Origin of the sequence: Staphylococcus felis, from assembly GCF_003012915.1 — a bacterium.
Taxonomy (GTDB): domain Bacteria; phylum Bacillota; class Bacilli; order Staphylococcales; family Staphylococcaceae; genus Staphylococcus; species Staphylococcus felis.
Map to the genome: position 1 here is coordinate 1,456,605 of NZ_CP027770.1, position 15,818 is coordinate 1,472,422.

Below are 15,818 nucleotides of genomic sequence, written 5' to 3' on the forward strand. Positions count from 1 at the left end.
TGTCAACTCAATTGTCTAACAGCCTGTCAACAGCTATGTGAAAGAATGGTGATATACATTCAATGCATTTCGAGAAGACTATTATTAATTTTACAATCATTAATCATTATAACATCTTAATATAATATAGGTTTGGATACAACAAATAAGTTAAAGAATCTTTATATTAATTTAAAGAACTGGTTATAATGTAGCATAACAAGGATGAGTGAGTATCATTTTAAGTGAAAGCATTGTTATGTTTTAGTCGAATCATGAGGGAGACGTCATATATTTACCCTTAATAATAGAAAGACAACCAATAAGTGGTTTAAACTATAGGTATTATTTATAGTAAAAAAGTTTGTCGACTTATATCATTTAAATGTAAAAAGTGTATAATACATGAGTGGATAATAAAGGAGAGATATGTGTGAACGCTCAAGAACTATTCGAACATATTTTAATTAAAGAAGTTAGCGGAAATTTAAATATAGAAATTGATGATATTACAACTGATTCACGTACTGCTAGAAATGGGAGTATTTTTGTTGCTTCTGTAGGCTATACTGTTGATAGTCATCGCTTTGCGCAAAGTGTTGTAGCACAAGGCTGTCAATTGATTGTAGTCAATCGTAAACTCGAAATTGAAGGCGATGTAACTCAAGTCATTGTACCCGATACGTTAAGAGTAGCGAGTCATATTGCACATAAGTTATATCATTATCCGAGTCAACAGTTAACGACAATAGGTGTGACTGGCACTAATGGTAAAACATCTATCGCAACAATGATTCACCATATTTTTCGTCACCTCGGAAAAGGGAGTGCCTATCTTGGGACGAATGGGTTTCAATTAAATGAAGATATTACGAAAGGTGCGAATACAACTCCAGAAACAGTATCCTTAATTAAAAAGTTACATCAAGCTGTTCAAGCTAATGCAGAAGCAATGACATTAGAAGTCTCTTCTCATGGATTGAGTTTAGGGCGATTGAATGGTGTTGAATTTGATGTAGCTATATTTTCAAATCTAACCCAAGATCATTTGGATTTTCACGGCACTATGGAAGCATATGGCCATGCTAAATCTTTATTATTTAGCCAGCTTGGTCAAGATTTGACACAAGATAAATACGCTATTGTGAACAATGATGATGCATTTTCTAAATATTTATGTACGGTGACACCATACGAAACGTTAACGTACGCTATTGAAAAAGAGGCACAGTTTACAGCGCAGAATATTCGCGAATCACTTCAAGGTGTTGAATTTGATTTTGTGACACCATTTGGAACATTTCCAGTAAAGTCTCCTTACGTGGGACGTTTTAACATATCGAATATTATGGCGGCTATTTTAGGTGTTTGGGTAAAAGGGACAGATATGCAACAAATTATAGATGTTATTTCAGAGTTAGAACCTGTGGAAGGGCGTTTAGAGGTACTGGATCCATCATTACCGATAGATTTGATTATTGATTATGCGCATACAGCTGACGGTATGACTAAATTGATTGATGCAGTAGCACCATTTGTAAAGCAAAAGCTCATCTTCTTAGTAGGAATGGCCGGAGAGCGCGACTTAACGAAAACGCCTGAGATGGGGCGAGTGGCTTCACGAGCAGATTATGTCATTTTTACACCTGATAATCCTGCAAATGATGATCCGAAAATGCTAACAGCCGAACTTGCTAAAGGGGCGACACATTCAAACTATGTTGAATTTACAGATCGTGCTGAAGGTATTCGCCATGCGATAGAAGTTGCTGAACCTGGAGATACAGTAGTGCTTGCTTCCAAAGGGCGCGAACCATACCAAATTATGCCGGGACATGTCAAAGTTCCCCATCGAGATGACTTGATTGGATTGGAAGCAGCGTATCAGAAATTTGGAGGTGGTCATCATGAAAATTAGAGAGAGTCATAGTGAGCACTATTCAGCCAAAGTATTTATATACCAAAATAAAAAAGAGGATTACTTTGTAGTCTCGATTCCAGACTTATTTTGGTCAATTCAAATTGATTATGATATTTACGGAGAGGCTTTAACCGAACATGTTATGGTGCATTTATTTAATATACTACCTGAAGACGAAGCCCATACATTAGCACTGAGAATTACAAATTGGATTCAAGAAGTATAAATTTTAAAGGAGTTTGTATATGAGTATTAAAAAAGAAGTCGAATCTCGAAAAACTTTTGCGATTATTTCCCATCCAGATGCAGGAAAAACGACATTGACTGAAAAGTTACTGTACTTTAGTGGTGCAATTAGAGAAGCGGGTACAGTTAAAGGTAAAAAAACAGGTAAATTTGCGACAAGTGACTGGATGAAAGTCGAACAAGAACGTGGTATTTCTGTGACAAGTTCAGTCATGCAATTTGACTATGATCATTATAAAATTAATATTTTAGATACACCAGGACATGAGGATTTCTCTGAAGATACATATCGTACGTTAATGGCTGTTGATAGTGCGGTCATGGTGATTGACTGTGCTAAAGGGATTGAGCCTCAAACGCTCAAGTTATTTAAAGTTTGTAAAATGAGAGGCATTCCTATTTTTACATTCATTAACAAATTAGACCGTGTTGGTAAAGAACCGTTTGAATTACTTGACGAGATAGAATCTACACTTGGAATTGAAACGTATCCTATGAATTGGCCTGTCGGTATGGGACAAAACTTCTTTGGAATTATTGATCGTAAGTCACGTACAATCGAGCCATTTCGTGATGAAGAAAATATATTACACATTAATGAAGACTTTGAGCTAGAGGAATCACACCCTATTTCAAATGATAGTGCGTTTGAGCAAGCAATTGAAGAATTGATGCTTGTTGAAGAAGCAGGAGAAAGTTTTGATAAGGACGCATTGATGCGTGGCGATTTGACACCTGTCTTTTTCGGATCTGCGCTGGCAAACTTTGGTGTACAAAACTTCTTGAATGCATATGTTGACTTTGCGCCAATGCCACACTCTCGTCAAACTGAGGAAGAAATCGAAGTGAGTCCATTTGATGAATCATTTTCAGGATTCATCTTTAAAATACAAGCAAATATGGACCCAAGACACCGCGATCGCATCGCGTTTATGCGTGTCGTAAGTGGTGCATTTGAACGCGGTATGAATGTTAAATTGCAACGGACAGGTAAAAGTCAAAAAATCACAAGGTCGACAAGCTTTATGGCTGATGATAAAGAAACGGTGAACCATGCGGTCAGTGGAGATATCATTGGCTTATATGATACAGGCAATTATCAAATTGGAGACACGTTAGTCGGTGGGACACAAAAATTTAACTTCAAAGCATTACCACAATTCACACCTGAAATTTTTATGAAAGTATCTCCTAAAAATGTGATGAAACAAAAACATTTTCATAAGGGGATTGAACAATTAGTTCAAGAAGGAGCGATTCAATTTTATAAGTCTCCACATACCAATCAAATTATTTTAGGTGCTGTCGGCCAATTGCAATTTGAAGTGTTCGAACATCGAATGAAAAATGAATATAACGTGGATGTTATTATGGAGCCAATCGGTAAAAAAATTGCACGTTGGATTGAAAATGAGGAAGATATTCAAGAGAAAATGAATACGAGTCGTTCGATACTCGTTCATGATCGTTACGACAATAAAGTCTTCTTATTTGAAAATGACTTTGCGACGCGTTGGTTTGAAGAGAAGTTTCCAGATATTCATTTATACAGTTTATTGTAAATCAATCAAATTAAGCGAAAGTACTGTTATTTTTTGACAGAGATGGGTATAATGGCTATATCATAATTAAATACCTATGACATTTTGTCAGAGGGGAGTAACTTGGTTAGCGTTTAATACGTTAATAGCGCTTTGTCGTCATTACGAAGAAGGATAGATTCTTCCGGTGAAGCGGGCATCAATCATGCTAAGTGAGACCTTTGCTAGTTTATTTAGCATAGGTCTCTTTAATTGTGTCCATATTATGATGTGACAATATATCTATGTCGTCATCAAAACAAGGAGTTGTTTCATTCATGGATCCAAGTTTAATCTTATCCTATGGTTGGGTTGTTTTAGTGCTAGTATTCTTAGAAGGTTTACTCGCAGCTGACAATGCAATCGTTATGGCTGTAATGGTCAAACATTTACCGCCTAAACAACGTAAGAAAGCGTTGTTTTATGGCTTGCTAGGTGCTTTTGTTTTTCGTTTTCTAGCGTTATTTTTAATTAGTATTTTAGCGAACTTCTGGTGGATTCAAGCTTTAGGTGCGCTCTATTTGCTATACATGTCTGCTAAAAACTTATATAGCTTTTTTAAACATAAGGATGAAGCACATGAGTACCCTGATAACGATGACCATCACTTTGATGAGTCTGGTGTTGAAAAAGAAGTCAGTGCAAAAGAATTTTGGGGTACTGTCGCAAAAGTTGAATTTGCTGATATAGCTTTTGCCATTGATTCGATGTTAGCAGCTTTAGCGATTGCGGTAACTTTACCGGCAGTTGGCGTCCATTTTGGTGGTATGGATTTAGGTCAATTTTTAGTCATGTTAACAGGTGGCTTAATCGGTGTTATTCTCATGCGTTTTGCTGCAACGTTCTTTGTAGAGCTATTGAATAAATATCCAGGTCTAGAAGTTGCGGCATTTGCTATTGTGGGATGGGTAGGTATTAAGTTAATAGTCTTAGTACTCGCTCATGACGATATCGGACTGATTCCACATGAATTCCCTCATTCAGCAACATGGCAAATTATCTTCTGGGTCGTTATGATTGGCTTAGTTGTAGCAGGATGGTTTACATCTGTAGTGCGTAACAAAAAAGATCAATCTAAACTATAAGTATAAGTAGACTGAAATTTTTCAGTAATAAATCGTACGACATAGGAATGGTACAACACAATCTAGACGAGAATTTAGATGTATGTACCATTCCTTCTTTTTTAAATTTTTTAAAATGTCATAATAAATATTACAGAAATTTAGTGAATGATATGTCATAATAGTAAGAAAGATAGTATAGGAGGGGCATGCCATGAAGAATGATGAAAAGCATGTGATTCCACGACGTAAATATAAAAGACAGCGCCGTGAATTTTTCCATAATGAGGAGCGCGAGCAGCGAATCAAAGAACAAGAACAAGCAAACGCATTAAAAGCACAAAAAGAAAAAGAGCAGATGAAAAATAATGAAGAACGTGTGAAAGATAATTTGAGGAAAGCACGTGTTGAAAAAATCACACACGAAGATTACGATAAATCACATTCTTCTCAAAAAATAGAATCCAATGATTTAAAAGCTCAAGCAAAATCATCGACTGAGCAAGCTCTTAATACAGAAGAGGCTCAAAAACAACAAAATCTCTATAAGCAACAAGCTAAAAATATTCAAAAAGCGCATAGTCCACATCATCAAGATACGAATGCCTCATCAGAAAAATATACAGATGGAGCGAGTCGTGAAGAGAATCAAGCAGAATCATCGAATTCAATTCATCACTATTCGACTCGAAAAGATTGGACTGAGAAAGTGACAGCGTTTATTTCTAAAGAATGGGCTAAAATACTTGTCGTTTTGGCTGTGATTTTAATCATTATATTACTTTTTGCTATTTTTAATAATGTCAATAAAAGTGGCCATGATACAGACGAATCCGTACAAGCTCAAAATAAAACAGTGACAAGTACGATGAAAAATGCAAAGGCAGCTACACACTCGGTCGTTTCAATCGAAAACAATCATATTCAAACACCTCCTGATACAGTTGGAGATGTTGAGGCGCAATCCCAAATAGAAAATGAAAGTGGGTCAGGTGTCGTCTACAAAAAAGTAGACGACATTCTTTATGTATTAACGAATGCACATGTTGTTGGAGATAGAGAAGAGCATGAATTAACATATGGTCAAAATCGGACTGTTAAAGGGAAAGTCATCGGAAAAGATAAATGGAGTGACTTAGCTGTCATAAAGGTTGAAGCCCCTAAAAATCACTTCTTAAAACCACTCCCAATTGGGGATTCGAAACAACTTATCTTAGGAGAGCCTATTATCGTTGTTGGAAACCCGTTGAGTATTGATTTTCAAAATACAGTAGGTGAAGGAATTGTTTCTGGATTAAATCGTAACGTTCCTGTTGATATTGATAAAGATAATCAGTATGATATGTTAATGCATGCATTTCAAGTAGATGCCCCAATTAACCCGGGAGATTCGGGTGGAGCGATTATAGATCAAAATGGAAATTTAATCGGCATTGCATCGCTGAAAATTAGTATGCCAAATGTAGAGAATATGGCGTTTGGAATTCCAATTAATGATGCAATCAAAGTAGCGGATACATTAGAAGAAAAAGGGAAAATTGACTATCCTAATACATCAATTAAACTTGAAAATGTTGAAGAGTTAACTAGCGCTACACGTCAAAAATTTAATACTAGCAATGACATACAACAAGGTGTGATGGTGAAAGAAATCAGCAAAGACAGCCCGACACAGCACAGTGGATTAAAAGTTGGGGATGTTATTATAGCCGTAGATGGCAAATCGGTTCAAAACACATTAGAATATAGACAGAAAATATTTCAACATACTGATGAAAAGAAAGCATTTAAATTAAAAGTATCAAGAGAAGGTGAGGTTAAAGAAATCTCATTCAAATTGAAATCATGATAGGGTGAGGAAATTGTCGATTGTTAAGCAATTATTAAAGAAGTCAAGCCCACAACAAGGTATAGTGATGTACTATATTGTAGCGATTATCGGTGCATTTTTATTATTAAATTTACCAGGGATACATAAGTCGGGTGTTTCAGTAAAGCCTATTGATACATTGTTTGTAGCAGTCTCTGGCGTCAGCGTAACAGGGTTAACACCTGTAAATATTTCTGAAACGTATAACGCATTCGGATATATTATTATTCTCATCATATTGAATATTGGTGGTATCGGTGTGATGGCGATAGGGACGTTACTTTGGGTTGTCTTAGGTAAGCGAATTGGCATTAGAGAAAGACAATTGATTATGCTAGATAATAATAGAGATTCGATGAGTGGAACGGTCAAGTTAATTTTGGATATTGTGCGTACGATTTTAGCGATTGAAGTTGTGGGTGCACTGTTTCTAACTTTTTATTTTTATCAAGACTTACACGATATGAAAGATGCTATTTTGCAAGGTGTTTTCGTATCCATTTCAGCCACTACAAATGGAGGTCTTGATATTACTGGAGAATCACTCATTCCATATGCAAATGATTACTTTGTTCAAACGATTGTCATGTTTTTAATTGTGCTGGGGTCGATTGGATTTCCAGTGCTATTAGAAATTAAAGCTTATATCAAAAATCGAATTCCTAACTTTAGATTTACATTATTCACTAAAGTAACAACCGTCACGTATCTTGCTATTTTAATTATTGGAACAGTAGGGATTTTATTTATCGAAGGACAAGGTGTTTTTGCCAATCAATCGTGGCATAAGACATTATTCTACGGCATGTTTCAATCTGTGACGACTAGAAGTGCTGGATTACAAACGTTTGATGTGTCCCAATTTTCAGATGCAACGAATTTATTTATGGGTGCGTTAATGTTTATTGGATCGTCGCCAAGTTCTGTTGGTGGTGGTATACGTACAACAACTTTTGCAATTCTTGTACTTTTTGTGATCAACTACAAACCGAATGCGGAAAGATCAGCGATTAAAGTTTTTAATCGAGAAATTCATTCTCAAGATTTGCAACGTTCTTTTGCTGTATTTACAATCGCCATTTTATTGGTCTTTTTAGGGACTTTCATTATTATGATTAATGAAGGTTCAACTGTACCGTTTATTCAAATATACTTTGAAGTGATGTCTGCTTTTGGAACATGTGGATTATCGACAGGTATTACATCCGACTTGACCCCTGTCTCTAAATGTGTACTGATGGTGCTTATGTTTATAGGACGTGTCGGACTGATATCATTTATTATTATGATAAGTGGTAACCGTGAACCTGCTAAATATCATTATCCAAAAGAGAGTATACAAATTGGTTAGTAGACCAATTCCACAAAATGCAAATGTTTCTTTTAACTTGAGTTCAATTCAGTTAGACAGAGGCATTTGCGTTTATATTTTAAACGGTTAAGGTGTGAAAGTAACAGCAAAGCAAAAAGAGAATGTTAAAGATTTGAAGTTGCCTTTGATGTGCAGATGTATTTAAATGATATCGCATATGGTAGAATGGACATATTAAATCGTTGAGGTGAGGGATATATGGTACAACATGATAATATACATATCCATATATTAGCAACATCTGATATGCATAGTCATGTACTGAACGAAACGAATGGCCCTAATATTTACCGGGCTGGAACATATATTGAGTACATTCGAAATCAATATCAAAATGTGCTTTTATTAGACAATGGCAGTAGTTTGGCCGGCAGCATCACCGCGTTTTATTATGCCGTTATAGCACCATACAAACGGCATCCAATGATTAAGCTAATGAATGAAATGGAGTACGATGCAAGTGGATTAAGTGCTAATGAGTTTAAATTTGGTCTAAATTTTTTGAATCGTTCTATTGCATTAGCTCGTTTTCCTTGGCTATCTGCTAATATTGAGTATGCTATGACGAAAGAGCCTTATTTTTCTACACCGTATATGATTAAAAATATTGAAGGTGTTAGTATTGCAGTTGTAGGATTAACATCTGAAGGGCTAATGCGAAATGAACATATTGAAATGGAAAGTGATGTTTCAATCGAAAGAGCAACACTTTCAGCGAAGCGGTGGATACGATATATATACGAAAAAGAAGAACCGGATTTTTTAATTGTGCTATATCACGGTTGTTTGTCAAAGATAAGCCGTGGGGCGGAAATGGAGGACATGAATCAGGCTGAAGAAATTATCAATCAAGTAGGTATAGCAGACTTGTTAATCACAGGACATCAACACGAAACAACAGTAGAGCATGATGGGCAAACATTATTTGTACAAGCTGGGCAAAATGCTGAAAAGATTGTCCATGTCGAAGCGATATTCAAAAAGCGTCGAAATAGCTATGAATTACTTGATTTGAAGCCTGAGATTGTGGAACTATCTGATTATGAAGAACATCCAAAATTACTTGAGATGACACATTATGATAGAAAAGCCATACGTAATTGGAAAAATGAATGTATCACTGATGAATACATTCAGGCGAGCTTTGACACATTACATGAAGTTTTATCGAAGCCACATCCGTTTACGCAATTGTTACACGCCAATTTAGCACAGGCGACACAGCTGGATATTACGTGTGTGCATATTCCTTTGCCAAATTCAAAAGGATTAAAGGGACCATTAAAAAATAAAACCATTTATCAAGCATACCCACACCCAGATAAACCCATTGATGTTACTTTAACTGGGAGTCAAATTAAAGCTTTAATTGAAGCAAGCGTAGCCCATCTCGAAGTCGTGAATAAGGAACTGACTATACAAAATATGGATCCTACCCTTTATTTATTTTGGAATGGGTTTGATTATACGATTGATTTATCTAGACCGATATATGAGCGAGTGACACAAATAGGCTTGCGACAAGACTATAGTTATCGTATCGCGATGACAGATTACAGTTACCGTCATTATCGTTATCTATTACAAGACGTTGCGATACATCAATGCTATCAACAATCAATACCTGAATTAATTTCAAATTATCTATCTAAGCATATACATTGTCCTGAACTGAAACATACTATGACAGTCAAAGGGTACGAAATATAAAAATAAAGGTAACACGAAAATTCACAGAATCGTGAATTGACTGTTACCTTTATGTGTGAGAAAACGCATCGTTTAGCCGTGAAAAATTAACAAGATAACAACTGCAACAATTTGTGCAACTGAAGTGGTAATAATACGACGTGTATACGCATAACTCAATCCTAAAATAATTTGACAAATAAAAATAAATATGACAATCCACCAACGATCAAGATAGATAAAAAATGAACTTGATAATAATGCACTTACAATAATACCAATCCATGGTTTATGAGTAATGGAAGTCAACTGTTTTTGTAAAATTGTGCGAATATATAACTCGTGACATGGCATCACAATGAGTAAAGTGACTAACATTTGCCACTTAAAGTATACACCAGTTCGTGAGAGTTGTTTGATTAGGGATGGATACGTTATATCACTTGTAAGCAATGTGAATATAACTTGGACGAGTACAAGTGCAACGCCCGTTCCTAGACCTATTGCAATTGATGTGAGTAAACGTTTAGACGTGAGGTCTCTTTGGTAAAAGACATAACTAATTGCAGCGATAAGCATAATACCAGTGTATAATTGCCAATAAACACCATGTTCACCCCACATAATAAGTAAAATGATATGAAAAGCTATAAAACTTAAAATAAACCATAAAAGTGGCTTGTTCATCTTTTTCATATGATCTTATCCTTTTTGTTCCACAATTTTATAGCGCTTGTGATTAATAACAGTTTTTTCTGGCAGATCTAAACTATTAAAGTTTTCCATAATAGTTAAATCTACAATGACAGAATTGTCATTAATTTTTTCAACTTTACCACGTATACCATCATGAAATTCTACGATATCTCCTATTTCAGCTATTGTCATCTACAATACCCCCTTAAGAAAATTAACTAGCATTTATTGTACTAAAATTTACAATTCAAATAAACAATTTATGCTTTATTTTGCTATTTAGACACATTATTTTGAAAGTATAAGCCGAAATATTGGAAAAAATACTATAAATATAGCATAACTGAAATGGGAATATGATAAAAAGGAGCGTTATAAAATGAAATTTATTGATAATAATAACAACAATGATCCAACACTGAATCTAGCAATGGAAGAGTATGTACTCAAAAATATGCCAATGGATGATGGTGAAAGCTATTTTCTATTTTATATCAATAGACCCTCTATCATTGTAGGAAAAAACCAAAATACGATAGAAGAGGTGCATCAATCGTATATTGATGAGCATGGTATCGATGTTGTGAGACGTATTTCTGGAGGAGGAGCCGTTTATCATGATTTCGGTAATTTGAATTTCAGTTTTGTGACTAAGGACGATGGAGAGAGTTTTCATAATTTCAAAAAATTTACTGAACCTATTGTGAAAGCATTAAATCAACTCGGAGTGGAAGCGGAATTATCTGGTCGAAATGATATTCAAGTCGGACAAGCCAAAATTTCAGGAAATGCGATGGTTAAAGTTAAAGATCGCATGTTTAGTCATGGGACTTTAATGTTGAACAGTGAGTTAGATGAAGTTCAAAATGCATTACGTGTTAATCCAGCTAAAATACAATCAAAAGGAATCAAATCTGTCAGAAAACGTGTCGCAAATATCCAAGAGTTTTTAGATATGCCAATGGATATTGAAACATTCAAAAAAATCATCCTCAAACAAATATTTGGGGATAAAGAAGTAGAAGTTTATCAATTAACTGATGAAGATTGGCAGCGTATTGAAAAATTAAGTAATGACAAATATCGAACATGGGATTGGAATTATGGAAAAAATCCTAAATATAATTTTGAGCGTGAGCAAAAATTTGACAAAGGTTTCGTTCAAATTAAATTAGATGTCAAAAAAGGACGCATTCAACATGCTAAAATTTTTGGCGACTTCTTTGGAGAAGGTGATGTAACGGAAATTGAGCGAGCATTAGAAAATGTTTTACACCAAAAAGAGTCCATTCAAAAAGCTTTAAAAGATTTTGATTTATATCATTACTTTGGAGATATTGATAGAGCGTCAATTATTAGTCTACTCGTGTAAAAAAAATAAGTAGGACTTTTATTCTTTATTTTAGAATTAAAGTCCTACTTATTTTAATCTGGAATGACTACAGGAATTAATCAACGTCTTGAACCTCCAATTTCAGATATTCGTCTGTGTACATTTGGAAAGCCTGTTCATTCTTGTTCATTAAGGCTTGATCGATTAGTGCTTCTAATTCAAGTTTACGTTGGTTTTTTAATGCTTCTTCAATAATCATTTCAGCACCTAACTGATTGACAATTTGCATAGGGTTAGTTGGAAGAGTGCTTTTCAAATTTGTCTGATGTTTCATGGTTCATCGCTCCTTTGTGTTTTTTAATTTGATGAGTGATAAGTTATTAAATAGTATAACGAAAGGGCAAAAAAAATGCAATAAGTTTTCTGAATTTTTTAAGTTTTTTAGACGAGAGAGGATAATTTATCACTTAATTACTAAATTTTATAAACATTATTGTTGACTAATACATAATTTCGTTTATAATCAAGTTTAGATAAAGAAAAATTATTACGAAAGGAGGAGTTAGAGGATGTCGCATCAGATAAAATGTAAAAGATCTATAAAGTCATCAGACATGCTTCTACGTCCTATTAAACAAGAAAACAATCATTTTATAACGGAGATCTGGGAATTTGATGGAAATAAAACGCTTATCGAATTGCCAGTTCAAAAAGTGATTGATTGGAGTTGTAGATTTTACGGTGATTCCTATATTAACCGGAAGAACCAAACAAAATATATAAGTGGAATAGCGAATAAATCTCCTATCTTACTGACTCCAATTTTTTCACTCTACTTTTTCCCTACGCATTCGGATAGAGTCCCAGAAAATTGCTGGATTAATCCCTTTTATGTGGACAAGATTAAGCCACTTAAAGGGACGCGATGTAAAATAATATTTGTGAATGATCAATCAATTATACTAAATGTGTCATATCATAGTTTGAAGCATCAAATGTTAAATTGTGCTTATTTACATTTTTTAATGCATCGTGAACTAGCAATTAAAACTGGGGACCCTGAAAAACCAATTGACTATGAAAAGTCAAATTTTAAGATTTTTGAAACACTAGCACAATATGCTCTAATCGAGAGAGCTAAAAATGCAAAACTCGATAAAGAATATGAAAGAAATTATCTTTCATCAAACAAAATGTTTTTCTAAGACAAATATTAATTTGGGTTAGGAATAACATTTTGAAAATTTAATTGAAATTCTCATTTTTCTAATCCTAAGATTCGTGTATAGATTTTACATTTTCAATTTTGTAACAGTGTATTAAGTTTTATAACAATATGTTTATGTGATCGTTGTTGAAAAAGTAACAGATTAACAGATCGAAGTGTTGTAGTTAAGGTAGTCACTTTTAGGGATATGCATTCATTATCGTTATTTAGACGCTTCATTTTTACTATCAAGTTTTTCTGACTCCTACTCGATAGTGGGAAAATAGTATCTATATAAGATATATGTAAATGTTATTGGGTGGGTAGGGGATGGGATAGGAAGTAGCATCAGATATAATATTTCGGGGAAGGAACCTTTTTATAGGTAAAAAGAGGCTGAGATAAGCGCATTGAAAATTTGAAAAAACGCACTATAGTATATGAGTGTTTATTGTTGGTTCAAATTTTAAAAAGTGCATGTTGTATCATCTCAGCCTTTCCCTATTTTAAATTAAATATAGTGATAAATGTATAGATTAGGAAACGTTATGTTGCTTAATCTTTTTTAGTGTGCGTGTATAAAACTTAAACAGAGAAGACTACGATTGTATAAGAGCTTCTATTGATAAAATTTCCTTACTTAAAATAGAAAGGGAGTGATTTAAATCATGACCTTTCTGACACAAGTAAAACAAAACGCCTTATAACAACAAGTGTTAGAGGAGAAATGATAGAAATAACCGTAGTAAATGCAGATAAGGTAAATACACCTAATGAAAATTTATGGATTAGTAAATACGTATTATAGAATTTAAATAACACGTACTTTGGGGCAGCCATTCGTAGTCGCCCTGTTTTATATAACATTTATGCAACTTAAATGATAGTTGTATAATAAAGGTGCGTAGTGGCAACCAATGCCTTTCCCCGATGTTGGTTGTTTTTTTAATATTTCCTATTTTTGTTGCGCTAAATCTATTGTATAATTATACTATTATATATAAAAAGAGGAATAGGGGAATGAATGAAGTGGAAAATAAATCAGATTATATTAATGATGAGAATTCAATAATACAAAAATTTTTAAATAATTCTAATGATATTACAATTGAATTTTACTTATTACGAATACTTAAAAATCAAAACAAAGTATATGAAACGCTAGAGTTATCTCTAGAAGACGATGTTATCGAATTTCTAAGAAATATATTATCGAAAAATTTAAATGAACTTATACAAAATGGCAAGTTTTCGATATCTTCTTATAATGATGAATTTCATATAAACGATTCATTAGCAAATATAAAGTTAGAAGAAAACAGAGAATTGCATGAAAAATTTAATAAAATGAAGGATAGTTTTTCTGAAAATGGTTTGACTGTAAAAAACGCCAAATTTCAAGCGATAAAATTGGTTGACCAAACAAAAGACAAGAGTTGCTATGTATTTTATTATCAAGCATTAAAGAAAACTTTAACTAATAAGAAATTAGGATTCATTAATTCTGAAAATTATAAATTAGTAAATAAAGATTTAATAAAGATAGGTGGTTTTTTTGACTTTATTATTGACGAAAATAAAGTACTATATATACATGCTCCAAGACCTTTTGAATGGGCGTTTGATTATGAAGATCATATAAATAAAAAAAGGGATGAAAATATTAAAAAGATACTAGAAAAGAAAATTTTTCTAAATGATGAAAGTGAAAAATTATTTAAAGAAGAAGCGAGTAAATATCTTAGATCAAGAGCTATGGCTACTATTAACGAAAATTTAATATTAAATTTAGAAAAGCATTTTAATGAGAGAATTAAAGAATTAGAACTATTAAAAAAAGAAAGAAATAATAATTTAGGGATTATAGATGACTTGTTCAATTTTATTGATTTTAAGGAACAGAAAATTAGTATAACAGTTGATAATAAAGAAAAAATGAACGCATTATTTTATTTATTACAAAATAAAATAGTTGAGTCTTTTTTGACAAAAGAATATAAAGCTAGCATCGGTTATTTAGAAAAAGGTGATTGAAATCAGCACAAATAAAATAAAGCAGTTTTTTTTATGGTTTTTAGCTTACTTGCCGATATTTATGATTATTGTATTTAGAGCTTTAAATAATTCATGGATATACTCAATTTTATTTTTATTTTCATCGATATTGATATATTTTGTTGTGGGTAAAGTTTATTTATATTTTGAAAAATGTAATGTGAACGAAAATACAAAAAAAGTTGGTATTGTAAAATCAAATAAACCACTATCGATAAGCGAATATAGTTACTTTATCTTAACATTGTTTATGCCATTACTCTTTGAAGATATTAACACAAAATTAGATTATACAGTTTTTTTAACATTACTAGTACTTATTATAATTATATTTATTAAAAATGATTATATAATTATAAATCCGTTATTTTTACTAGGGAATTTTAAAGTTTATAAAATTAGCATGGAAAGTGCTGAGATACCAATTGATGGTTATGGTATTGTTTGTAAAAATATAGATTTAGACAAAAAAATTTACTACAAAAAAATTTTCAATAATGCATATTTCATTTTTGATGAATACAGCAAAAGTGAAACTAAATGTTAAAAAGTAGAAGGATATATTCAAGGGTTAGCTAATTAACTATAAATACTTACTTTATTTATGAAAATCAAGATTAATTAAGTTAATAAGTGAGTTAATTATATATATGTTTTTTAGGAAGAAAAAAGTATAATTTTGAAACTAAGGGCAAGGTATGTAATTATTAATAATATAATATGCTGAGAAACACCTTGTGTGGCAGTGGCTTTACCAATTTTAGTGTTTATGAAGAAATAGGACCATTATGTTTGAGATATGTATT

General features: G+C 32.9%; 14 protein-coding genes. 11 read left to right on the forward strand and 3 right to left on the reverse strand.

Annotated elements, in window-relative coordinates; translation table 11 throughout:
• The first annotated feature begins 412 nt into the window (after positions 1-412).
• The 7 genes from C7J90_RS06800 (at position 413) to C7J90_RS06830 (ending at position 9,742) form a co-directional block, all read left to right on the forward strand.
• On the forward strand, positions 413-1,897 hold the full coding sequence (locus C7J90_RS06800) for a UDP-N-acetylmuramoyl-L-alanyl-D-glutamate--L-lysine ligase (protein ID WP_103210329.1): 1,485 nt from the start codon (positions 413-415) through the stop codon (positions 1,895-1,897).
• Positions 1,887-2,126, forward strand: coding sequence for a YueH family protein (locus C7J90_RS06805; RefSeq protein ID WP_103210327.1), 240 nt, complete (start codon positions 1,887-1,889; stop codon positions 2,124-2,126). Before C7J90_RS06800 ends, C7J90_RS06805 begins: the two co-directional genes overlap by 11 nt.
• A 19-nt stretch (positions 2,127-2,145) precedes the next feature.
• Complete coding sequence (locus C7J90_RS06810; protein WP_103210326.1) at positions 2,146-3,708, forward strand: peptide chain release factor 3; 1,563 nt, start codon at positions 2,146-2,148, stop codon at positions 3,706-3,708.
• Positions 3,709-4,004: 296 nt separating this feature from the next.
• Complete coding sequence (locus tag C7J90_RS06815) at positions 4,005-4,811, forward strand: TerC family protein (protein WP_103210324.1); 807 nt, start codon at positions 4,005-4,007, stop codon at positions 4,809-4,811.
• Between the two features lie 193 nt (positions 4,812-5,004).
• Positions 5,005-6,639 carry a trypsin-like peptidase domain-containing protein gene (locus C7J90_RS06820; RefSeq protein WP_103210322.1) on the forward strand — a complete coding sequence of 545 codons (1,635 nt, stop codon included), beginning with the start codon at positions 5,005-5,007 and terminating at the stop codon, positions 6,637-6,639.
• 13 nt (positions 6,640-6,652) lie between these two features.
• On the forward strand, positions 6,653-8,011 hold the full coding sequence (locus C7J90_RS06825; protein WP_103210320.1) for a TrkH family potassium uptake protein: 1,359 nt from the start codon (positions 6,653-6,655) through the stop codon (positions 8,009-8,011).
• Between the two features lie 219 nt (positions 8,012-8,230).
• Positions 8,231-9,742, forward strand: coding sequence for a bifunctional metallophosphatase/5'-nucleotidase (locus C7J90_RS06830; protein ID WP_103210318.1), 1,512 nt, complete (start codon positions 8,231-8,233; stop codon positions 9,740-9,742).
• A 72-nt stretch (positions 9,743-9,814) separates the two neighbouring features.
• Here the strand turns inward: C7J90_RS06830 and C7J90_RS06835 are convergent, their stop codons facing one another.
• Positions 9,815-10,417 carry a CPBP family glutamic-type intramembrane protease gene (locus C7J90_RS06835; RefSeq protein WP_103210315.1) on the reverse strand — a complete coding sequence of 201 codons (603 nt, stop codon included), beginning with the start codon at positions 10,415-10,417 and terminating at the stop codon, positions 9,815-9,817.
• 6 nt (positions 10,418-10,423) lie between these two features.
• Positions 10,424-10,609 (reverse strand): YkvS family protein, encoded by a 186-nt coding sequence (locus C7J90_RS06840; RefSeq protein ID WP_103210313.1) that lies wholly within the window; start codon positions 10,607-10,609, stop codon positions 10,424-10,426.
• Between the two features lie 187 nt (positions 10,610-10,796).
• Between C7J90_RS06840 and lplA the strand changes: the two genes are divergently transcribed.
• Positions 10,797-11,789 (forward strand): lipoate--protein ligase, encoded by a 993-nt coding sequence (lplA, locus tag C7J90_RS06845; protein WP_103210311.1) that lies wholly within the window; start codon positions 10,797-10,799, stop codon positions 11,787-11,789.
• Positions 11,790-11,865: 76 nt separating this feature from the next.
• On the opposite strand, the gene C7J90_RS06850 is transcribed toward lplA, so the two are convergent.
• The gene (locus tag C7J90_RS06850; protein WP_103210309.1) at positions 11,866-12,084 is read right to left on the reverse strand and encodes an IDEAL domain-containing protein; all 219 of its coding nucleotides are present in this window, start codon (positions 12,082-12,084) and stop codon (positions 11,866-11,868) included.
• A 235-nt stretch (positions 12,085-12,319) separates the two neighbouring features.
• Here C7J90_RS06850 and C7J90_RS06855 point away from each other — a divergent pair, with 235 nt between their 5' ends.
• From C7J90_RS06855 to C7J90_RS06865, 3 genes are all read left to right on the forward strand, one after another.
• Entirely contained in the window at positions 12,320-12,955 is a 636-nt protein-coding gene (locus C7J90_RS06855; RefSeq protein ID WP_103210467.1) for a competence protein ComK, read from the forward strand.
• 1,022 nt (positions 12,956-13,977) lie between these two features.
• The gene (locus C7J90_RS06860; protein WP_158701915.1) at positions 13,978-14,991 is read left to right on the forward strand and encodes a Kiwa anti-phage protein KwaB-like domain-containing protein; all 1,014 of its coding nucleotides are present in this window, start codon (positions 13,978-13,980) and stop codon (positions 14,989-14,991) included.
• Entirely contained in the window at positions 14,984-15,559 is a 576-nt protein-coding gene (locus tag C7J90_RS06865) for a KwaA family protein (protein ID WP_106465118.1), read from the forward strand. The genes C7J90_RS06860 and C7J90_RS06865 overlap by 8 nt, the downstream gene beginning before the upstream one ends.
• The last annotated feature ends 259 nt before the right edge of the window (positions 15,560-15,818 follow it).

What these genes read in the sequence shown, in the direction of transcription:
- C7J90_RS06805 (WP_103210327.1), top strand. Translation starts at nt 1,887, where the DNA reads ATGAAAATTAGAGAGAGTCATAGTGAGCACTATTCAGCCAAAGTATTT.
- C7J90_RS06810 (WP_103210326.1), top strand. Translation starts at nt 2,146, where the DNA reads ATGAGTATTAAAAAAGAAGTCGAATCTCGAAAAACTTTTGCGATTATT.
- C7J90_RS06815 (WP_103210324.1), top strand. Translation starts at nt 4,005, where the DNA reads ATGGATCCAAGTTTAATCTTATCCTATGGTTGGGTTGTTTTAGTGCTA.
- C7J90_RS06820 (WP_103210322.1), top strand. Translation starts at nt 5,005, where the DNA reads ATGAAGAATGATGAAAAGCATGTGATTCCACGACGTAAATATAAAAGA.
- C7J90_RS06830 (WP_103210318.1), top strand. Translation starts at nt 8,231, where the DNA reads ATGGTACAACATGATAATATACATATCCATATATTAGCAACATCTGAT.
- C7J90_RS06835 (WP_103210315.1), bottom strand. Translation starts at nt 10,417, where the DNA reads ATGAAAAAGATGAACAAGCCACTTTTATGGTTTATTTTAAGTTTTATA.
- C7J90_RS06840 (WP_103210313.1), bottom strand. Translation starts at nt 10,609, where the DNA reads ATGACAATAGCTGAAATAGGAGATATCGTAGAATTTCATGATGGTATA.
- lplA (WP_103210311.1), top strand. Translation starts at nt 10,797, where the DNA reads ATGAAATTTATTGATAATAATAACAACAATGATCCAACACTGAATCTA.
- C7J90_RS06850 (WP_103210309.1), bottom strand. Translation starts at nt 12,084, where the DNA reads ATGAAACATCAGACAAATTTGAAAAGCACTCTTCCAACTAACCCTATG.
- C7J90_RS06855 (WP_103210467.1), top strand. Translation starts at nt 12,320, where the DNA reads ATGTCGCATCAGATAAAATGTAAAAGATCTATAAAGTCATCAGACATG.
- C7J90_RS06860 (WP_158701915.1), top strand. Translation starts at nt 13,978, where the DNA reads ATGAATGAAGTGGAAAATAAATCAGATTATATTAATGATGAGAATTCA.